The sequence below is a fragment of the Kribbella albertanoniae genome (assembly GCF_004348455.1).
Lineage (GTDB): Bacteria > Actinomycetota > Actinomycetes > Propionibacteriales > Kribbellaceae > Kribbella > Kribbella albertanoniae.
Genome location: NZ_SMKA01000172.1, coordinates 1 through 20,150, shown reverse-complemented (window position 1 = coordinate 20,150; position 20,150 = coordinate 1). Strand labels below are relative to the sequence as shown.

Here is a 20,150-nt window from a genome sequence, read left to right as displayed (position 1 = left end):
GTGTGCGGGGGATGGTGTGGGATCGGGGGATGGGACTGGAGTTGGGTACGGCGACGGTTGGTGGGTTGCGGGACGTGGTGGGGGTGCTGCGGGAGTGGCAGTGCGAGGGGAGTCCGCATCAGCTGCATCCGGGGGATGTTGGGTGGTACTGGCGGTTCGGGGCTGAGCAGACGGCGGCGGCGATGAGGACCTGGTCGCGGGACGGCGTGATTGTGGCGGTGGGGTTGCTGGATGAGGCGGATCTGGTTCGGATCGCGTTTGACCCGGCGGTGCTGCAGGACGTCGAGCTGGCTGAGCGGGTGGCTGCGGATGTGGCTGAGCCGGAGTGCGGCGTACTGGTTGCGGGGAAGGTGTATCTGGAGGCGCCGGCTGGGGCGTTGGTGAGGGATCTGCTGGCGGAGGCCGGGTGGCAGCTGGATGAGCCATGGGTGCCGTTGCGGCGGGATCTGAGTGAGCCGGTCGGGGCGCCGGAGCTGCGGGTGGATGTGATCGGTGCGGAGGAGGCGCATGAGCGCGTCACTGTGCAGCGGGAGTCGTTCGAGGGGTCGACGTTCACCAATGAGCGCTGGTTCACGATGGCGGACGGGATCCCGTACGCCGATGCGCGGTGTCTCGTCGGACGCAACCAGCTGGGCGAGTCGGTGGCAGCCGTGACGGTGTGGTCGGCCGGCGAAGGCAAGCCGGGGTATCTCGAGCCGATGGGTGTGCACCGGATGCACCGCGGCCGGGGCTACGGCGAAGCGATCACCGTCGCGGCAGCGCAGCACCTGCAGGAGATGGGCGCGTCGAGTGCCTACACCTGCACGCCTGCGTTCAACGTCGGCGCGGTTGCCACCTACGAGGCCGCCGGATTCGTCCGGCAGCCTGACCTGCGCGATCTGCGCCGGGACGCCTAGACCGCGACGTCGTCGGCAGCACGCAGTACGCGGAGAATGTTGCCCCCGGCAAGCTTTGCGAGGTCCTGGTCGCTCCAGTTGCGTTCGGCCAGGGCCGCGAACAACTTCGGGTACGACGAGACGTCCGGCAGGTCGACGGGGGTTTCGGGAACCCCGTCGTAGTCGCCGCCGATACCGACGTGATCGATCCCGGCCACCTCACGGACGTGCTCGAGGTGCTTGACCACATCGGCCAGCGAGGCTTGCGGCTTCGGCTTGCCGTAAAGTTCGGCGACCTGCTGCTGATCCGCGGGGCGCTGCGGGCTCAGGCCGCTCGCCTTGGCGATCTCGTCCGCGCCGGCCACCCAGTCGACGTACTCCTGAGAAACGAAGTACGGCACGAAGGTGACCATGCAGACACCGTCGTTACCGGACAGCGTCTCCAGTACGTCGTCCGGTGCGTTCCGCGGTACGTCGCAGACCGCCCGCGCTGACGAGTGACTGAAGATCACCGGCGCACTGGTCACCCGGAGCGCGTGCCGCATCGTGTCGGCCGACACGTGGGACAGGTCGACCAGCATGCCGATCCGGTTCATCTCCCGGACGACCCGCTCACCGAAGTCGTTCAGCCCGCCGAGCACTGGCTCATCGGTCGCGGAGTCCGCCCAGGACACGTTGTTGTTGTGCGTGAGCGTCATGTAGCGCACACCCAGCGTGCGCATCGTCCGCAGGATGCCGAGCGACTCACCGATCGAGTACCCGCCCTCCATCCCCATCAGCGACGCAACCCGACCGCCCTTGATCGCGGCCTCCACGTCATCCGCGGTCACCGCCAGCTGCAGCGCCTCCGGGTACCGCGCCACGAGCTGATGCACGAAGTCGAGCTGCTCGAACGTCCGCCGTACCGCATGCTCGTCCTGCGGCACCCACAACGACCAGAACTGCGCCCCCACACCGCCAGCCCGCAGCCGCGGCAGATCGGTGTGCAACTGCGGCACGGACCCACTCAGGTCATGCGCATCCAGGTCGTAGGCACACAACTCGTAGAACGCGATCGGCAAGTCGTTGTGCCCGTCGATGACCGGGTGCGCATTCGTCATCCCGCCATCCTGTCAGCCTTGCTGGTACGACGGCGTCGGGGCCTGGAACGTATCCACCACCCGGCCAAGCGCCTCCAGCACCGAGAGCCCGGCCAACTCGGCATATGTGATCGCCCGGCTCCCATGCACGACCAACGCTTCCGCGTCGTCCGGCCAGAAGCCGAAACCCACGCCGGTCTCCACTTCGGTCTCGGGATCCCGACTGGCGAATGCGCTGCGGATCTTGCCTGGTTTCGGCTTGAGGAAGACGCCGGCCGCATCGGCGCGCTCGACCAGACGAGAGAAGTTCAGGTCACGGATGGGCGCTGAAGGCTGGCCGGCGGCCTAGGCCTCAGCAGCCGGTGAGAGGGCGAAATGCCATTCGTGGGTGCTTTCCGCGAACTCGCGCTGGGCGGTTTCGCTGCGGTGCCGCATCTTTGCGTAGTAAGCCTTCAGGTCCATGCCGCACCCTCCTGGTCAGAACTGTCCGGGCCATCGGTGACAATAGGTGAGTGAGTATCGACGAGCTGACCTTCGATGCGGCTGGGCTGATCCCGGCGGTGGTGCAGCAGCACGACACGCGTGAGGTCCTGATGGTGGGCTGGATGGACGCCGAGGCGGTGCGCCGGACGGCGGCGACTGGGCGGAGCACGTTCTGGTCGCGGAGCCGCCAGGAGTACTGGGTGAAGGGCGAGACGAGCGGTCATCGTCAGCACGTCAAGGAGATTCTCGTCGACTGTGACGCCGACACCCTGCTGGTCCTCGTCGACCAGGAAGGGCCGGCCTGTCACACCGGGACCCGCAGCTGTTTCGAGCACGGCACGATCGAGGTCAGCGCATGAACACCCCGACCCTGGAAACCTTCCGCGACTACGCCAAGGACCGCCGGGTGATCCCGGTGACGCGACGGCTGCTCGCCGACGCCGAGACGCCGATCGGTGTGTACGGCAAGCTCGCCGCCGAGCGCGAGGGCACCTTCCTGCTCGAGTCCGCGGAGAACGGCGGCGTCTGGTCGCGGTATTCGTTCATCGGGGTCCGGTCGGCCGCGACGCTGACCGAGCGGGACGGGCAGGCGGTGTGGACGGGGAACCCGCCGGTCGGCCTGCCGCAGACCGGTGACCCGCTCAAGGCGCTGCGCGAGACGCTCGAGATCCTGCACACGCCCCGGCTGCCGGATCTGCCGCCGCTGACCGGTGGCATGGTCGGCTTCCTCGGGTACGACGCCGTCCGGCGGCTGGAGAAGTTGCCGGATACAACGACCGACGACCTCGGGCTGCCCGAGCTGACGTTCCTCTTCGCGACCGACCTGGCCGCGCTGGATCACGAGACCGGTGAGATCTGGCTGATCGCGAATGCGATCAACTGGGACGACACCGACGAGCGGGTCGACGACGCGTACGCCGATGCCGTCCGTCGGCTGGACGCGATGGAGGCCGACCTCGCGCGACCCACGCCGTCGTACGTCGTCCGCGCGGATCGCGACGCGCAGCCGGAGCCGCACCGGCAGCGGTCGAGCGCTGAGTACCGGGAGGCCGTCGAGACGGCCAAGGAGGAGATCCGGGCCGGCGAGGCGTTCCAGATCGTCGTCTCCCAGCGCTTCGAGCTGCAGACGTCCGCGTCCGCGCTCGACATCTACCGGGTGCTTCGCCGGTCGAATCCGAGCCCCTACATGTATCTGGTCCGCCTGGACGGGTTCGACATCGTCGGCTCCAGCCCGGAGGCGCTGGTGAAGGTCACCGACAACAAGGTGATCGTGCACCCGATCGCCGGCACCCGCCGTCGCGGTGCGACGCCGGAGGAGGACCACGCCCTCGAGGAGGAGTTGCGCGCCGATGCCAAGGAGCGCGCCGAGCACCTGATGCTGGTCGACCTCGGCCGCAACGACGTCGGCAAGGTCTGCGTGCCCGGCACGGTCGAGGTGATCGACTTCATGGACGTGCGCCGCTACAGCCACGTCATGCACCTGGAGTCGACCGTCACCGGCCAGCTCGCCGCAGGCAAGACCGCGTTCGACGCGCTCACCGCGACCTTTCCGGCCGGCACCCTGTCCGGCGCCCCGAAGCCGCGCGCGATGGAGATCATCGACAAGCTCGAAGTCACCCGCCGCGGCGTGTACGGCGGGATCGTCGGCTACCTCGACTTCGCCGGTGACGCCGACACTGCGATCGCTATCCGGACCGCCGTACTGCGTGGCCCGACGGCGTACGTGCAGGCCGGAGCCGGCATCGTCGCCGACTCCGACCCGGCATCCGAGGACGCAGAGTGCCGCACCAAGGCAGCAGCGGTCCTGAACGCGATCGCCGTCGCAGGAACGTTCAGCGAGGTCTAGAAGATGCGCCCACAACGACTAGCGGACCTGCTCACCCTCGGCGCATTGGCGCTGCTGGCGCTGTCTGCCTATCTGACGTGGGTCACGGCCGACCCGGGCAACGGGCGGCCGGTGGTCGACTTCAACGGTTACAGCGTCACCAGAGCGCCTGTGACGCTGGCTCTGGCCGGGCTGATCGCCATCGTGGTCACCAAACTCGCCGGTACGGCGCTCCGCCGTGTCCTGGGCGTGCTGATCGCCGTGCTGGGGGCAGCGGCGATCGGAGTGGGACTGCAGGTGCGGCCGGGTGTGACCGAGCTCAGCCGGATGCGTCCCGAGCTGAGTCAGGTGGTCACCGACACCGTGTCGCTGAGCACCGGACCGGCGCCGTGGCTCGCTCTAGCCGGGGGTGTGGCGCTGCTGCTCGCCGGTGCGGTCGCAGTCGGCACGGCACACCGCTGGAAGCGCCCTACCGATCGGTATGAGCGTGAACCGGCGGTAGCAGCCGCCACCAAGCAGTCGGATCAGGGAGCAGATCAATGGAAGGCGATCGACGCGGGAGAGGACCCGACTCTCTGATCGCGGCGGGCAACCGCCACAATAGGACAGGACGACGACGAGGAGTGGCGGCAACCATGGACAATACGACTGCCGATCAAGCGACCCGGGTGAGCAACGAGGCCCATGCGGTGACACAGCACGATTCGCACGGCAACAGCACCGCGGCCTGGACCGCGGTGGCGATCATCCTGGTCGGGTTCACCGTCGGTGCCATCGCGATGGTGCTCGGCCCGAACTGGCTGCTGTTCTGGATCTCGGTCGGGATCGTCGTGCTGGGTGCACTGGCCGGCAAGGTGCTGCAACTGCTGGGCTTCGGCGTCCCCGCCGACGACCACTGAAGGGCGGACAGACCATGACTGTGCTTGACGACATTCTCGCCGGGGTTCGCGAGGACCTCGCGGAGCGCCAGGCTCTAGTCGGCCTGGACGACCTCAAGCTGGAGGCCCAGCGCAAGCCCGACGCCAAGGACCCGATGCCGGTGTTCCGCGGTGACGGGATCGCGGTGATCGCCGAGGTGAAGCGGTCCAGCCCCTCCAAGGGCGAGCTGGCCGAGATCACCGACCCGGCCGCGCTGTCCGGTGAGTACGAGCTGGGTGGTGCGGCGGCGATCTCGGTGCTGACCGAGCAGCGCCGGTTCAACGGCAGCCTGGACGACCTGCGCGCGGTGCGCGGACGGGTCGACGTACCGGTGCTGTGCAAGGACTTCATCGTCTCCTCGTACCAGCTCTGGGAGGCGCGGGCAGCCGGTGCCGACATGGCGCTGCTGATCGTGGCGGCGCTCGAGCAGGAGGCGCTGGTCTCGCTGATCGAGCGGGCGCACTCGATCGGGCTGTGCCCGCTGGTCGAGGTCCACGACGAGGAGGAGACCCGGCGTGCGGTGGACGCCGGCGCTCAGCTCATCGGCGTGAACAACCGGAACCTGAAGACCCTCGAGGTCGACCGGTCCACGTTCGCCCGGATCGCGCCGACCATTCCGTCGAACCTGGTCCGGGTGGCGGAGTCCGGTGTCCGGGGCCCGCATGATGTAATCGAGTTCGCGCGCGCCGGGGCCGATGTCGTCCTCGTCGGTGAAACTCTGGTGACCGGCCGCGATCCCCGTGCCTCGGTCGCCGACCTCGTCGCCGCCGGATCGCACCCCGCCATCCAGCAGCGGCACTGACCTCCCCTGCCGGTCCAAACGGCCTGGGGCAGTAACTCTCCCCGGGCCGTGGTCCGGGTTTGGAAGGTTTGTCGGATGAGTACTGTGCTGCCCGACCAGCTCGGGCACTTCGGCCGTTTCGGCGGCAGGTTCATGCCGGAGGCGCTGATCGCGCCGCTCGACGAGCTCACGCAGGCCTGGCGGAGTGCCATGGCCGACCCGGAGTTCACCGGCGAGTTCGACCGGATGCTGCGGGAGTGGGCCGGTGTCCCGAGTCTGCTGTACGACGCGACCCGGCTGTCCGAGGTGGCCGGGGCGCGCATCCTGCTCAAGCGCGAGGACCTCAACCACACCGGTGCACACAAGGTCCGCAACGCGCTCGGCCAGGCACTGCTGACCAAGCGGATGGGCAAGCCGCGGGTGATCGCCGAGACCGGCGCCGGCCAGCACGGCGTCGCGACCGCGACCGCCTGCGCCTACCTGGACCTCGAGTGCGTGGTCTACATGGGCGAAGTGGATACCCAGCGGCAGTCCTTGAACGTTGCCCGGATGAAGCTGCTCGGCGCCGAGGTGATCCCGGTGACGAGCGGCAGCCGGACACTGAAGGACGCGATCAACGAGGCGCTGCGCGACTGGGTCGCCAGCGTCGACAAGACCCACTACCTGCTCGGTACGGCGGCCGGCGCGCACCCGTTCCCCGCAATGGTGCGCGACTTCGTCCGGGGGATCGGTGACGAGGCCCGCGCCCAGTCGCTCGAACTGCTCGGCAAGCTCCCCGACGCCGCGGTCGCATCGGTCGGTGGCGGCTCGAACGCGATCGGCCTGTTCGCCGCGTTCATCCCGGACGCCGACGTGAAGCTGTACGGCATCGAGCCCGGTGGTGACGGGTTCGAGACCGGTCGGCACGCAGCCACGATCACGGCCGGACAGGTCGGCGTACTGCATGGTGCGCGGTCGTTCCTCCTGCAGGACGAGGACGGTCAGACGATCGAGTCGCACTCGATCTCGGCCGGGCTGGACTATCCCGGTGTCGGCCCGGAGCACTCGTGGCTCGCGGAGACGAAGCGGGCGACGTACCGGCCGGTCACCGATGCGGACGCGATGGAGGCCTTCCGGCTGCTGTCGCGGACCGAGGGCATCATCCCGGCGATCGAGTCGGCGCACGCCGTTGCCGGTGCGCTGGAGATTGCCGAGGAGCTGGGCCCGGACGCCACCATTCTGGTGAACCTGTCCGGTCGTGGCGACAAGGACATGGACACTGCGAGCTCGTGGTTCGGGCTGATCGACGGGGAGACCGGCCATGAGTGAAATGGTTGCCTTGGGCAAGGCCGGCACCGCGATCCGGAAGGCGAACGACGAGGGCCGCGCTGGCCTGGTCGGCTACCTTCCGGCCGGCTACCCGTCGTACGAAGGCGGTGTGGACGCGATCAAGGCGCTGGTCGACGGTGGTGTCGATGTCCTCGAGATCGGCCTGCCGTACAGCGATCCGGTGATGGACGGCCCCGCGATCCAGCGGGCCGCCGAGGCTGCGCTGGCCGGTGGATTCCGGGTCAAGGACCTGCTCCGCACAGTCGAGGAGATCGCGGCGTACTCCGACGTACCGGTGCTCGTGATGACCTACTGGAACCCCATCGAGCGGTACGGCGTCGATCGCTGGGCCACGGATTTCGCCGGAGTCGGGGGAGCGGGGCTGATCACTCCTGACCTGATCCCGGAGGAAGCCGCGGAGTGGATCGCGGCCGCGGACAAGAACGAGCTGGACAAGGTGTTCCTGGTCTCGCCGTCGTCGACCGACGAGCGGATCCGGCTGACCACGTCCGCCTGCCGCGGGTTCGTCTACGCAACCGCGGTCATGGGTGTGACCGGCGTACGGGAAACTGCTTCGGATCTGGCCGCACCGTTGGTGGCCCGGACCAAGGCGGCGACCGGGTTGCCGGTCGGCGTCGGCATCGGCGTCTCGAACGCGGAGCAGGCGGCGGCCATCGGGGCGTTCACCGATGCGGTCATCGTCGGGTCGGCGTTCGTGAAGCGGCTCCTCGACGGTGAGGGTCCGGCTGGTGTGCGTTCGCTCACGGAGAGCCTGGCCGAGGGTGTTCGCCGGGAACCGTCAGCGGCGGCCGGACGTTGAGCCTGCTGTGAGTCGAACCAGGAACGCGGCGCTGCTGCTGGCCGCGGTGGGTCTGCTTGCCCTCGCGGGCTGCGGCAGCCAGCAGAAACCCGACAACCCCGGCGGTGCGATCATCCGCACCAGCCAGGACCCGAACGGGATGCGGGGTGCCACGCTCGACCAGCCGTACAAGTTGCCCGCGGCCACGCTGACCGACACCGGCGGGAATCCGTTCAACCTGGTCACCTCGACCAAGAAGCCGGTCACGCTGATCTTCTTCGGGTACACGAACTGCCCGGACGTGTGCCCGACGGTGATGGCCGATGTCGCCTCGGCGCTGACCAAGCTCGACGATTCGGTCCGCAAGCAGGTGCAGGTGCTGTTCATCACCACCGACCCGTCGCGGGACACCGGCCCGGTGATGCGTAAGTACCTGGATCGCTTCGACCCGGCCTTCGTCGGGCTGACCGGCACGCTGCCGTCGATCAAGGACGTCGCGCAGATCGTCGGTGTGGCGGTCGAGGGGATGAAGAAGCTGCCGTCGGGCGGCTACGAGGTCGGCCACGGAGCGCAGGTGCTCGGCTTCGGCAAGGACGACAAGGCCACCGTGCTCTGGATGTCGAACGCCGCGATCGGCGACATGGCGCACGACTTCGGGAAGCTGGTCGAGGCCAACCAGTGAAGCCTTGGGCGCCTTGGGTTTCACTGGTGGCGCGGCTGGTGCTCGGTGGCGTGATGCTGGTCGCCGGTGCGCTGAAGGTCTCCGATCCGGAGACCGCCGCGCAGGCCGTCCGCGCCTACGAGATCCTGCCGCCCGGGCTGGCCGATCCGGTCGGCTGGGGTTTGCCGTTCCTGGAGATCGCGATCGGATTGCTGTTGATCCTCGGTTTCGGTGTCCGGCACACCGCGGCCGCCGCGGGTGTTTTCATGGTCGTGTTCATCGCTGCTGTGGCCTCTGCCTGGGCCCGCGGCCTGGCCATCGACTGCGGCTGCTTCGGCGGCGGCGGACGAGTCGATCCCGGCCAGACGAAGTACCTCGAGGAGATTCTCCGCGACGTCGGTCTGCTGGTGCTGGCGATCTGGCTCTGCTTCCGGCCGGCGAGCAAGTTCGCCCTCGAATCCGATCCGAACACCACGACAGGAGACACCGCACCGTGAGCAACACCAATCCGCTGCTGGAGCAGAAGAAGCGGGTCCCGCCCGGCGTCGTCGTGGTGATCGTCCTGGTGCTGGCCCTGATGGCCGGTGTCGCGTTCCAGTACCTGCGGGGTCACTCGAAGGTCGACGCCGGTGACCAGCCGCGGGCCGAGCCGGCCCTCATCACCGGGCCGGGCGAGGCGGGCAAGGGTGTCACGGTCGGCAAGGCCGGCGCGAAGGCGCAGATCGACCTGTACCTGGACTTCCGGTGCCCGCACTGTGCGGAGTTCGAGGAGATGACCGGGGCAACCGTCGACAAGCTCGTCGCGGACGGTACGGCGACGCTCACGTACTGGCCGCTGGCCTTCGTGAACCCGGAAGCCTCACCCCGGCTGGCGAACGCGTTCGCGGCCGCGGCGGCCAACGGCAAGGCCCTGACGTACGCCGACGAGATGTACGGCGACTTCAGCAAGTCGTGGACGAACGACCAGCTGATCGAGCTGGCCAAGCAGCTCGGGATCGGCGACGCGAAGTTCCAGCAGGCGATCCAGGGCAACACCTACGGCAGTTGGGTCGACTCGGTCGGCAAGGCCGCGGACGCCCGCGGTGTCACCGGCACGCCGACGGTCTTCGTCAACGGCAAGCAGCTGGAGACCAAGGAGCTGACCCCGGAGGGGATGCAGAAGGCGGTCGACGATGCCGTGAAGGCAGCCAGTTGAACCGCGCACCGCGCACGAATCGTGACCCTGGGTTCCTGGCCGCTGGGCTGCGCCGTCGAGTAGCGTTCCGGATGCCATGTCTAGTCTGATCTCAGCCGTGATTGTGCCGGCCTTCATCCCCAGTCCCAGCCAGGGTGTCTGGCATGTCCTCGGCCTGCCGATCCGTGCCTACGCGTTGTGCATCCTGGCCGGGATCTTCGCTGGCTACTGGCTGACCCGCCGCCGGTGGGTCGCCCGCGGCGGTTCGCCGACGGTGCTGTCCGACGTGATGTTCTGGGCGATCCCGTTCGGTCTGGTCGGCGCGCGGATCTACCACGTCGCCACCGACGCCGAGCTGTACTTCGGCGAAGGCCGGCACCCGATCGACGCGCTGAAGATCTGGCACGGCGGCCTCGGCATCTGGGGCGCGGTCGGCTTCGGCTGCCTCGGCGCCTACCTGGCCTGCCGCCGCGCCAAGGTCCCCTTCCTGGCCTTTCTGGACGCCGTCGCCCCCGGGATCGCCCTGGCCCAGATCTTCGGCCGCTTCGGCAACTACTTCAACCAGGAACTCTTCGGCAAGCCGACCACCCGGCCCTGGGGCCTGGAGATCGACCCCGCCCACCGCCCCGACGGCTTCGCCGAGTTCGCCACCTTCCACCCCACGTTCCTGTACGAAGCGGTCTGGAACCTCGGCGTGATGGCTCTGGTCATCCTCGTCGGCCGCCGCGTCACCCTGGGCCACGGCCGCGCGTTCTTCCTCTACGTGGCTGCCTACTGCGCCGGCCGCGCGTGGATCGAAAACATGCGCATCGACACGGTCAACCACTTCCTGGGTCTCCGCCTGAACGTGTGGACGTCGATCATCCTCTTCGTCCTGGCCGTAGCCGCCCTCATCATCAGCTTCCGCACCCGCCCCGGCGAAGAAGACATCTCCACCGGCCCCGCCGCCGGCCAACCAGCCGAAGGCGAAGCCGGTACGGCGACCGCCGCCTCCACGGAGGCTGGGTCCACCGCGGAAGGCGAGCCCACGGACGCCGGTACGGCGACCGCCCAGGCCAGCGGAGCAGAGTCCACCGAGCCGCAGCCCGCGGATGCTGGTCGGGTGACCGCCGACGAGCCCGCCTCAGCCGCGCCAGAAGAGTCGCCGAGCGAGGCAGCGGCGCCCAGCGGAGCAGACTCCGCCACGGACACCACGACCCCCGCCGTACCAAAAGACGGGCCGCGTGACTGACGGACGACAAGTCTCAGCCGAGCATCACGGTGACCACAACCACCGTGATGTGAACGGCGGCTGGCTCCGCCCAGCTGTCTTCGGCGCCATGGACGGCCTCGTCTCCAACTTCGCCCTGATCGCCGGCATGGACGGTGGCACCCAGTCCGGCTCCAAGTTCATCGTCCTCGCAGGCCTGGCCGGCCTAGCGGCAGGAGCGTTCTCGATGGCGGCCGGCGAGTACACCTCGGTCGCCTCCCAGCGCGAACTCGCCCGCGCCGAAATCGAAGTCGAGCGCCAGGAGATCGCCCAGCACCCCATCGACGAAGAGATCGAACTCGCCGACACCTACCGGGCCAAAGGTCTCGACCCCGATCTGGCCGACAAGGTCGCGAAACAGTTCCACACCGACCCCGACCAAGCACTCGACGAACACGTCCGCGAAGAACTCGGCATCGACCCCCACGATCTCCCGAACCCGCTCCTCGCCGCTGGTTCCTCGTTCGTCTGCTTCGCGATCGGAGCGTTCATCCCGCTCCTCCCATACCTCCTCGGCGCGACCAACGTCGTACCAGCCCTCATCGTGAGCCTCACCGCCCTGTTCGCCGCTGGCGCCGTTGTCTCCCGCGTCACCAGCCGCTCCTGGTGGTACTCCGGCCTCCGCCAACTCATCCTCGGCGGCCTCGCCGCAGCCCTGACCTACTTCGTCGGAACCCTCGTGGGGCCTGGTCTCGGCTGAGAGCGGACCGCCCCCACTGACCAACTCCCGGCAGTTCGTCCATCCCACGCTCAGCGACACTTCCCGACGCGCCCAGTAAGCAGGTTGGTGAGTGGCACAGGTCCGCCTAGGGATACCGTCAGCGGGTGTTTCCCGCGAAGATCGACGAGCCGCCGGCCGCGTACCTGCAGACGAACGGCGAGATCTTCGCCGAGTTCGGTGCCACCACCCAGGACTCCGGCAACATCTCGTACGGCGTCACGATCGACAACCACCGGTACTTCGTCAAAACCGCCGGCGACCCGGACGATCCGAAACCGTTCTCCCCGGCACCCGTCCGCCAGGAAGCCGTCCGCCGCGCCGGCCGGCTGGCTGCCGAGATCGAGCATGATCTGCTCCCGGCCTACCACGGACTGATCGAGACCCCCTGGGGTCCGGCCCTCATCTTCGACTGGCGTGACGGCGACCACCTCGGCACCCACCTTGAGCGCTTCCGTGCCCTGTCGGCCGACGAGATCAGCGAGGCCCTCAATCAGCTGTACGACCTGCACGACGTGCTGACTTCGTCCGGCTGGGTCGAAGGTGACTTCTACGACGGCTCGCTGCTCTACGACTTCGACACCCAGCAGCTCACCGTGATGGACCTCGACGACTACCGACCAGGTGCCTACAGCAACGATATGGGCCGGATGTTCGGTTCCACCCGCTTCATGGCGCCCGAACAGTTCGAGCTCGGCGCCGAGATCGACGATCGCACGACCGCGTTCGTGATGGCCCGGACCGCGCTGGTCTTCCTCGCCGACGGCACCCTCGACCGGCCCGCCTTCCGCGGCACCGACGCCCAGTACGCCGTACTCCAGGAAGCCACCACCACCCGCTTCGACAGCTACCAAGCGTTCTACAGCGCCTGGCTGGAAGCCTCCTCGATGTAGTAAGCGAGCTGCCGCAACCGCTCGAGATGATCACCAGAGGTACGGGCGGCGCGTCTGCTGGTGGGTTCACGGAAGATGGCTGCCTGTATTTGGCAGTACGACTCCGTGGATCTGCGGCTCGCGCTCTGGGCCGGGCCAGTTCCTGGGGGTGTGGACAGGAACTGGTGGGCGGAGACAGGGAATGACTTGTTCAAGCCCACCGCGAGGTCTGCCCACCCCCGCGAACTGGCCGGGGTAGGCCGATCCGGTGGCTGAGGTAGCGGGGAGCCCGGCGACTGCGTGACCGTGGCCTCGGGCTGACAGGCTTTGGGGCGGTCGGCGAGCTGCGGGTGGCTGACCTTGGTGATCGCTGCGGAGGCTGGGGAGTCCTACCGGTTGTTTCTGGGGGGTGGCGCTCCCCAGCGCCGCCGGACGTACCAACTATTCAGCAGTCTCCTAGCAAGCGTTCTACAGCGCCTGGCTGGAAGCCTCCTCGATGTAGTAAGCGAGCTGCCGCAACCGGTCGAGATGATCACCGGGGGAGGGCTGCCCGAGCGACCACGCGGCCCGCGACGCGACCGTGAAAGCGGCCGTCAGCACCGCGCCCCGCCGTACGACGGACTCGACCGCCAACATGCTCCCCGCGTGTTCCGGCACCGCGACCACCAGATACCCAAGGTCGAACCCGGCCGGCCCGAGCCCGAACTGTTCCCAGTCGAGCGCGACAACGTTCTCCCCATCCCACCCACTGAGGTTCCCCGGATGCGCGTCCCCGTGGGTGGGTACGCGCGGCAGGGCGTCCAGCTCCGCGAGCGCCGCGAAACGCCGTACCCACAAACTCTGCAAGGCCTCCCGGAGCGATGCCGAGACGTGCTCCCACAGCACGTCCCAGCCACCCCGTGCCTCGACGGTCGCCAGCCGATCCCGCAGCACATCGCGTGCACCCCACGGCGGCTCGGCAATCTCCACCCGCCCGAATCGACCGAGCGCTTCCGCCATCCGCGCCGCGTCGACCTCCACCGGCTCCACGTACTCCGACAGCACCGTGATCCCGTCCGCATCCCGCCGTACGGCGACGTACCTTGGCGACCGCAGTCCCGGCGACGATTCCCGACTCGGCGACGAAAGCCTGGCGCTCCCAGTACGCGTGGTGCCGGGGTGCGGTGACTCCGGGGATGAGGCGCTTGGCGACCAGGCCGTCGGGGGTGATCCAGACGCCGCCGTTGGATTGTCCCGTGCCGGACTCGAGTGGTCTCACTCCCCAGATTTAACCCGATGGTGTCACCATGGGTAGAGGAAGTAGTGAGCGCTTGCTTACAAGGCGTGACTGTTGAGTGTGAACGGCGTTCGGGCGGTGGAATGTCTGTCCACCTGTCGGGCGTCATGAGGTAGTCTCGGGACACCCGGCTTGGGCCAATGTTGTCCCGCGGCCAGTTGTTGACCGTAGGACGACGGGAGCCCCTGAATGTATGGTCGCGCCCCCTTTCCAGCTGAGGGTCTGTACGACGGACGCCATGAGCACGATGCGTGTGGTGTTGCCTTCGTTGCAACCTTGACCGGAGAACCCAGCCACGACATCGTGGCGAAGGCTTTGACCGCCCTGCGTAACCTCGAGCACCGTGGTGCCTCCGGTGCGGAGCCGGATTCCGGCGACGGCGCCGGCATCCTGATCCAGGTCCCGGACGCGTACTACCGCAAGGTGTGCGACTTCGAGCTGCCCGTGGCGCGTGGTTACGCGACCGGTATCGCGTTCCTGCCGGCCGACGCCGACGACGCCTCGAAGGCGATCGCGCGGATCGAGGAGCTGGCGGCCGAGGAGAGCCTGACCGTTCTGGGCTGGCGTGATGTGCCGACCACGCCGGAGCTGCTGGGTAGCACGGCGCGTTCGGTGATGCCGACGTTCAAGCAGCTGTTCGTGGCTGCGAGCGCGGGCCGCGTCCTGGGGCTCGCGCTGGAGCGGATGGCGTTCCGGCTGCGGAAGCGGGCCGAGAAGGAGACCGAGACCTACTTCCCGTCGCTGTCCGGCCGGACCATCACCTACAAGGGGATGCTGACCACCGACCAGCTGGACAAGTTCTTCCCCGAGCTGACCGACCCCGACCTCGCCTCGGCGATCGGTGTCGTGCACAGCCGGTTCTCCACCAACACGTTCCCGTCCTGGCCGCTGGCCCACCCGTACCGGTACATCGCCCACAACGGTGAGATCAACACCGTCCAAGGCAACCGGAACTGGATGCGCGCCCGCGAGGCCCTGCTCGCCAGCGAAGTGATCCCTGGCGACCTCGAGCAGCTGTACCCGATCTGTACGCCGGGTGCTTCGGACTCGGCCTCGTTCGACGAGGTGCTGGAGTTGCTGCACCTCGGTGGTCGCTCGCTGCCGCACGCGATGCTGATGATGATCCCGGAGGCGTGGGAGAACGCCGCCACGATGGATCCGAAGCAGCGCGCGTTCTACGAGTTCCACTCGACCGTGATGGAGCCCTGGGACGGACCGGCCTCGGTCGTCTTCTCCGACGGCACCAAGGTCGGTGCGGTGCTCGACCGCAACGGCCTGCGCCCCTCGCGCTACTGGGTGACCGAGGACGGCCTCGTCGTACTGGCTTCCGAGGCCGGCGTCCTGGACATCGACCCGGCGACGGTGACCGAGAAGGGCCGGCTCGAGCCGGGCCGGATCTTCCTCGTCGACGTCAAGGCACACCGCATCATCACCGACGCCGAGGTGAAGAACTCGCTCGCCAACGAGGCGCCGTACGACGAATGGCTGCACGCCGGCCTGATCCGGTTCGATGACCTGCACGAGCGTGAGCACGTCGTGCACAGCCACGCGTCGGTCACGCGCCGCCAGCAGGTCTTCGGGTACACCGAGGAAGAGCTGCGCGTCATCCTCACCCCGATGGCCAAGGCCGGCACCGAGCCGATCGGCTCGATGGGCACGGACACGCCGATGGCGATGCTCAGCGACCGGTCCCGGTCGCTGTTCGACTACTTCGCGCAGTTGTTCGCCCAGGTCACCAACCCGCCGCTGGACGCGATCCGCGAGGAGCTCGTGACCTCGCTGTCGTCGAGCGTCGGCCCGGAGTCGAACCTGCTGAACCCGGGCCCGGCGTCCTGCCGCCAGGTGGTGATCCCGTTCCCGGTGATCACCAACGACGAGCTCGCGAAGCTCCGCCACATCAACCTCGACGGCGACATGCCCGGCCTGGCCACCACGGTCCTGCGCGGCGTGTACGACGTGGAGGGTGGGGGAGAAGCACTCAAGGCACGGCTCGACGAGATCTGCGCCGAGGCCGACGCCGCAATTCGTGAGGGCGCGCGCATCGTCGTACTGTCCGACCGGCACTCGAACGCCGACAGCGCGCCGATCCCGTCGCTGTTGCTGACCGCGGCCGTGCACCACCACCTGGTTCGCGAGAAGACCCGCACTCAGGTCGGCCTGGTCGTCGAGGCCGGTGACGTCCGCGAGGTCCACCACGTCGCACTCCTGATGGGGTACGGCGCGGCTGCCATCAACCCGTACCTCGCACTGGAGTCGGTCGAGGACCTCTGCCGCCGCGGCACCTACCTGCCGGGGATCGAGCCCGAGCAGGCCGTCCGCAACGTGGTGAAGTCGCTCGGCAAGGGCGTGCTCAAGGTGATGTCGAAGATGGGCGTGTCGACGGTCGCGTCGTACACGGGTGCCCAGATCTTCGAGGCCAACGGCCTGTCCCCGGAGCTGGTCGACAAGTACTTCACCGGTACGTCGTCCAAGCTCGGCGGGATCGGCCTGGACACGATCGCCGAGGAGGTCCGCCAGCGGCACCTGAAGGCGTACCCGGCCGACGGCATCCTGACCGCGCACCGCCAGCTCGAGATCGGCGGCGAGTACCAGTGGCGGCGGGAAGGCGAGCCGCACCTGTTCGACCCCGAGACCGTGTTCCGGCTGCAGCACAGCACCCGGAGCGGGCGGTACGACATCTTCAAGCAGTACACGGCCGGTGTCGACGAGCAGTCCGAGCGGCTGATGACGCTGCGCGGTCTGTTCTCGTTCAAGAACCGCGAGCCGATCCCGATCGACGAGGTCGAGCCGGTCAGCGAGATCGTCAAGCGGTTCTCCACCGGCGCGATGAGCTACGGCTCGATCAGCGCCGAGGCGCACACCACGCTCGCGATCGCGATGAACCAGCTCGGCGCCAAGTCGAACACCGGCGAAGGCGGCGAGGACTCCGAGCGTCTGCACGATCCTGCCCGGCGCAGCTCGATCAAGCAGGTCGCGTCCGGACGGTTCGGCGTCACGTCGGAGTACCTGACGAACTCCGACGACATCCAGATCAAGATGGCGCAGGGCGCCAAGCCCGGTGAGGGTGGTCAGCTCCCCGGGAACAAGGTCTACCCGTGGGTCGCGAGCACCCGGCACTCGACGCCCGGCGTCGGCCTGATCTCGCCGCCCCCGCACCACGACATCTACTCGATCGAGGATCTCGCCCAGCTGATCCACGACCTGAAGAACGCCAACCCCAAGGCCCGCATCCACGTGAAGCTGGTCTCCGAGGTCGGGGTCGGCACGATCGCGGCCGGCGTCTCCAAGGCACACGCGGACGTCGTACTGATCTCCGGGCACGACGGTGGCACCGGCGCGGCACCGCTGACCTCGCTCAAGCACGCCGGCGGTCCGTGGGAGCTCGGTCTGGCCGAGACCCAGCAGACCCTGCTGCTCAACGGGTTGCGCGACCGGATCGTCGTACAGACCGATGGTCAGCTGAAGACAGGCCGGGACGTGGTGATCGCGGCCCTGCTCGGCGCGGAGGAGTACGGGTTCGCCAGCGCTCCGCTGGTGGTGTCGGGCTGCATCATGATGCGCGTCTGCCACCTCGACACCTGTCCGGTCGGCGTCGCCACCCAGAACCCGGTACTGCGGGAGCGCTTCTCCGGGAAGCCGGAGTTCGTGGTGAACTTCTTCGAGTTCATCGCCGAAGAGGTCCGCGAGTACCTTGCAGAGCTCGGTTTCCGGACCCTGGACGAGGCGATCGGCCACGCCGAGGTGCTGGACATCAAGCGCGCGGTCGACCACTGGAAGGCCGACGGTCTCGACCTGACGCCGATCCTGCACGTGCCGTCGCTGCCCGAGGGCGCTTCGCGGCACCAGGTGATCGAGCAGGACCACGGCCTCGACAAGGCCCTCGACAACGAGCTGATCCGGATCTGCCGGCCGGCAATCGAGAACGGCGAACCGGTCCGGGCCCAGCTCGCGATCCGCAACGTCAACCGGACCGTCGGCACGATGCTCGGTCACGAGATCACCAAGAAGTACCGGGCCGCCGGACTGCCCGACGGCACCATCGATCTCACCTTCACCGGATCGGCCGGCAACTCGTTCGCCGCCTTCGTCCCGCGCGGTGTCACGCTGCGCCTCGAAGGCGACGCCAACGACTACGTCGGCAAGGGCCTGTCCGGTGGCCGGGTCGTCATCCGCCCGGACCGGCATGCCCGGTTCGACGCGGCCGACCAGATCATCGCCGGCAACGTCATCGCGTACGGCGCGACGTCCGGTGAACTGTTCATCAGTGGTGGCGCCGGGCAACGGTTCTGTGTCCGGAACTCCGGAGCCACCGCGGTCGTCGAAGCAGTCGGCGACCACGCCTGCGAGTACATGACCGGTGGGCGCGTCGTCGTACTGGGCGCCACCGGCCGGAACTTCGCAGCGGGCATGTCGGGCGGCGTGGCCCACGTGCTCGACCTGGACCGCGCCCTGGTGAACCCGGAGCTGGTGGACCTGCTCCCGCTCACCTCGGACGAGTCCGACCTGTTGCAGGACCTGGTTCGGCGTCATCACGAGGAGACCGGTTCGGAGCGGGCAGCCAAGCTGCTCAGCGACTGGACCGCCTCGGCCGACAGGTTCACCACGGTGATGCCCCGCGACTACGCCCGGGTGTTGGCAGCCAAGGCGGCTGCCGAGCGCGATGGGCTGGACGAGGACGCCACCACGCGAGCGATGATGGAGGCCATCTGATGGCTGACCCCAAGGGTTTTCTCACCACTGGTCGTGAGGTCGCCGAGCGGCGGCCGGTCGAGGAGCGGGTGCAGGACTGGAAAGAGGTCTACCCCGGTGGACCCGGCAAGGCCCTGCTGCCGATCATCACCAAGCAGGCCGGCCGCTGCATGGACTGTGGGATCCCGTTCTGCCACAGCGGCTGCCCGCTGGGCAACCTGATCCCGGAGTGGAACGACCTGGTCTGGCGCGACGACTGGTCCTCGGCGATCGAGCGGCTGCACGCCACCAACAACTTCCCCGAGTTCACCGGGCGGCTCTGCCCGGCGCCGTGCGAGACCTCCTGCGTGCTTGGCATCAACCAGGACCCGGTCACGATCAAGAACGTCGAGGTCGCGATCATCGACAAGGCCTGGGAGACCGGCCATGTCAACCCGCAGCCGCCGGAATGGCTGACCGGCAAGACGATCGCGGTCGTCGGCTCCGGCCCGGCCGGGCTGTCGGTCGCGCAGCAGCTGACCCGCGCCGGGCACACGGTCGCCGTCTACGAGCGTGCCGAGGCGCCGGGCGGTCTGCTCCGGTTCGGCATCCCCGAGTTCAAGATGGAGAAGGAACAGGTCGACCGCCGGATCCAGCAGATGAAGGAGGAGGGGACCGTCTTCCGCTCAGGCGTCAACGTCGGCGTGGACGTCACCGGTACCCAGCTCAAGCAGCGGTACGACGCCGTCGTGATCGCGACCGGCGCCACCGCGGCCCGGGATCTGCCGGTGCCCGGTCGCGAGTTCGGCGGGATCCACCAGGCGATGGAGTACCTGCCGCAGGCCAACCGGGTCGCTCTCGGCCAGACGATCGAGGACCAGATCGTTGCCACCGGCAAGGACGTGGTCATCATCGGTGGCGGTGACACCGGGGCGGACTGCCTCGGCACCGCCCACCGGCAGGGCGCCCGTTCGGTCACCCAGCTCGAGATCATGCCCCGACCCGGCGACGATCGGCCGGCCGGTCAGCCGTGGCCGACGTACCCGATGATCTACCGGGTCGCCTCGGCGCACGAGGAGGGCGGCGACCGCGTGTACGCCGTCTCCACGGTGAACTTCGAATCCGATGCCGACGGCAACGTCTCGGGGCTGAACCTGGTCGAGGTGAAGTTCGAGGGTGGCAAGTTCAACCCCGTCGAAGGCTCCGAGCGGACCATCCCGGCGCAGCTCGTGCTGCTCGCGATGGGCTTCCTCGGACCGGAGCGCGAAGGCTTCCTCGAACAGCTCGGCGTCGAACTCGACGAACGCGGCAACGTCAAGCGGGACAAGAACTACCACACCTCCGTCGAAGGCGTCTTCGCCTGCGGCGACGCCGGCCGTGGCCAGTCCCTGATCGTCTGGGCCATCGCCGAAGGCCGCTCCTGCGCCAACGGCGTAGACACCCACCTCACCGGCTCCTCCACCC

Annotated in this window: 19 protein-coding genes; 16 read left to right on the top strand and 3 right to left on the bottom strand. The window is 68.4% G+C overall.

The features are described 5' to 3' along the window. The coding region (locus E1261_RS29310) for a GNAT family N-acetyltransferase (protein ID WP_338033956.1) at positions 1-896 on the top strand (896 nt) is incomplete at its 5' end. Here the strand turns inward: E1261_RS29310 and E1261_RS29305 are convergent. Both E1261_RS29305 and E1261_RS45465 read right to left on the bottom strand, forming a co-directional pair. Beyond that, entirely contained in the window at positions 893-1,975 is a 1,083-nt protein-coding gene (locus E1261_RS29305) for a dipeptidase (protein ID WP_132412174.1), read from the bottom strand. The two genes, E1261_RS29310 and E1261_RS29305, sit on opposite strands and share 4 nt — an antisense overlap. Before the next feature lie 12 nt (positions 1,976-1,987). Beyond that, complete coding sequence (locus E1261_RS45465; RefSeq protein ID WP_165952696.1) at positions 1,988-2,146, bottom strand: hypothetical protein; 159 nt, start codon at positions 2,144-2,146, stop codon at positions 1,988-1,990. A 320-nt stretch (positions 2,147-2,466) separates the two neighbouring features. Here E1261_RS45465 and hisI point away from each other — a divergent pair, with 320 nt between their 5' ends. The 13 genes from hisI (at position 2,467) to E1261_RS29240 (ending at position 12,763) form a co-directional block, all read left to right on the top strand. Further along, positions 2,467-2,796, top strand: coding sequence for a phosphoribosyl-AMP cyclohydrolase (gene hisI, locus E1261_RS29300; protein ID WP_132412172.1), 330 nt, complete (start codon positions 2,467-2,469; stop codon positions 2,794-2,796). Next, the gene (locus tag E1261_RS29295) at positions 2,793-4,283 is read left to right on the top strand and encodes an anthranilate synthase component I (RefSeq protein WP_132412170.1); all 1,491 of its coding nucleotides are present in this window, start codon (positions 2,793-2,795) and stop codon (positions 4,281-4,283) included. Before hisI ends, E1261_RS29295 begins: the two co-directional genes overlap by 4 nt. A gap of 3 nt (positions 4,284-4,286) precedes the next feature. Next, positions 4,287-4,841 (top strand): Trp biosynthesis-associated membrane protein, encoded by a 555-nt coding sequence (locus tag E1261_RS29290; RefSeq protein WP_132412168.1) that lies wholly within the window; start codon positions 4,287-4,289, stop codon positions 4,839-4,841. Positions 4,842-4,897: 56 nt separating this feature from the next. Then, positions 4,898-5,161, top strand: coding sequence for an HGxxPAAW family protein (locus E1261_RS29285; RefSeq protein ID WP_132412166.1), 264 nt, complete (start codon positions 4,898-4,900; stop codon positions 5,159-5,161). Between the two features lie 14 nt (positions 5,162-5,175). Beyond that, complete coding sequence (gene trpC, locus E1261_RS29280) at positions 5,176-5,982, top strand: indole-3-glycerol phosphate synthase TrpC (protein WP_132412164.1); 807 nt, start codon at positions 5,176-5,178, stop codon at positions 5,980-5,982. Between the two features lie 75 nt (positions 5,983-6,057). Beyond that, on the top strand, positions 6,058-7,269 hold the full coding sequence (gene trpB, locus E1261_RS29275) for a tryptophan synthase subunit beta (RefSeq protein WP_132412162.1): 1,212 nt from the start codon (positions 6,058-6,060) through the stop codon (positions 7,267-7,269). After that, a complete protein-coding gene (gene trpA / locus E1261_RS29270) occupies positions 7,262-8,089 on the top strand; it encodes a tryptophan synthase subunit alpha (protein ID WP_132412160.1) in 828 nt (275 codons plus the stop codon). The genes trpB and trpA overlap by 8 nt, the downstream gene beginning before the upstream one ends. Positions 8,090-8,096: 7 nt before the next feature. Next, positions 8,097-8,750 carry an SCO family protein gene (locus E1261_RS29265; RefSeq protein WP_132412158.1) on the top strand — a complete coding sequence of 218 codons (654 nt, stop codon included), beginning with the start codon at positions 8,097-8,099 and terminating at the stop codon, positions 8,748-8,750. After that, on the top strand, positions 8,747-9,226 hold the full coding sequence (locus E1261_RS29260; protein ID WP_132412156.1) for a DoxX family protein: 480 nt from the start codon (positions 8,747-8,749) through the stop codon (positions 9,224-9,226). The genes E1261_RS29265 and E1261_RS29260 overlap by 4 nt, the downstream gene beginning before the upstream one ends. Beyond that, a complete protein-coding gene (locus E1261_RS29255) occupies positions 9,223-9,924 on the top strand; it encodes a DsbA family protein (RefSeq protein WP_238176500.1) in 702 nt (233 codons plus the stop codon). Before E1261_RS29260 ends, E1261_RS29255 begins: the two co-directional genes overlap by 4 nt. A gap of 76 nt (positions 9,925-10,000) precedes the next feature. After that, positions 10,001-11,134, top strand: a complete 1,134-nt coding sequence (lgt, locus tag E1261_RS29250; RefSeq protein WP_132412154.1) for a prolipoprotein diacylglyceryl transferase — start codon at positions 10,001-10,003, stop codon at positions 11,132-11,134. Beyond that, positions 11,127-11,852 (top strand): VIT1/CCC1 transporter family protein, encoded by a 726-nt coding sequence (locus tag E1261_RS29245; protein ID WP_238176499.1) that lies wholly within the window; start codon positions 11,127-11,129, stop codon positions 11,850-11,852. The genes lgt and E1261_RS29245 overlap by 8 nt, the downstream gene beginning before the upstream one ends. 125 nt (positions 11,853-11,977) lie before the next feature. Further along, on the top strand, positions 11,978-12,763 hold the full coding sequence (locus E1261_RS29240) for a serine/threonine-protein kinase (RefSeq protein ID WP_132412152.1): 786 nt from the start codon (positions 11,978-11,980) through the stop codon (positions 12,761-12,763). Positions 12,764-13,210: 447 nt separating this feature from the next. Here E1261_RS29240 and E1261_RS29235 read toward each other — a convergent pair whose 3' ends face one another. Next, complete coding sequence (locus E1261_RS29235; protein ID WP_420814035.1) at positions 13,211-13,792, bottom strand: phosphotransferase; 582 nt, start codon at positions 13,790-13,792, stop codon at positions 13,211-13,213. A gap of 415 nt (positions 13,793-14,207) precedes the next feature. Here E1261_RS29235 and gltB point away from each other — a divergent pair, with 415 nt between their 5' ends. Both gltB and E1261_RS29225 read left to right on the top strand, forming a co-directional pair. After that, complete coding sequence (gene gltB, locus E1261_RS29230) at positions 14,208-18,728, top strand: glutamate synthase large subunit (RefSeq protein ID WP_132412148.1); 4,521 nt, start codon at positions 14,208-14,210, stop codon at positions 18,726-18,728. After that, positions 18,728-20,150: glutamate synthase subunit beta (locus E1261_RS29225; RefSeq protein WP_132412146.1), on the top strand; the 1,423-nt coding region annotated here is incomplete at its 3' end. The genes gltB and E1261_RS29225, both read left to right, overlap by 1 nt.

Coding starts and splice junctions, on each gene's coding strand:
- E1261_RS29305 (WP_132412174.1), bottom strand. CDS start 1,975: ATGACGAATGCGCACCCGGTCATCGACGGGCACAACGACTTGCCGATC.
- E1261_RS29295 (WP_132412170.1), top strand. CDS start 2,793: ATGAACACCCCGACCCTGGAAACCTTCCGCGACTACGCCAAGGACCGC.
- E1261_RS29290 (WP_132412168.1), top strand. CDS start 4,287: ATGCGCCCACAACGACTAGCGGACCTGCTCACCCTCGGCGCATTGGCG.
- E1261_RS29285 (WP_132412166.1), top strand. CDS start 4,898: ATGGACAATACGACTGCCGATCAAGCGACCCGGGTGAGCAACGAGGCC.
- trpC (WP_132412164.1), top strand. CDS start 5,176: ATGACTGTGCTTGACGACATTCTCGCCGGGGTTCGCGAGGACCTCGCG.
- trpB (WP_132412162.1), top strand. CDS start 6,058: ATGAGTACTGTGCTGCCCGACCAGCTCGGGCACTTCGGCCGTTTCGGC.
- trpA (WP_132412160.1), top strand. CDS start 7,262: ATGAGTGAAATGGTTGCCTTGGGCAAGGCCGGCACCGCGATCCGGAAG.
- lgt (WP_132412154.1), top strand. CDS start 10,001: ATGTCTAGTCTGATCTCAGCCGTGATTGTGCCGGCCTTCATCCCCAGT.
- gltB (WP_132412148.1), top strand. CDS start 14,208: ATGTATGGTCGCGCCCCCTTTCCAGCTGAGGGTCTGTACGACGGACGC.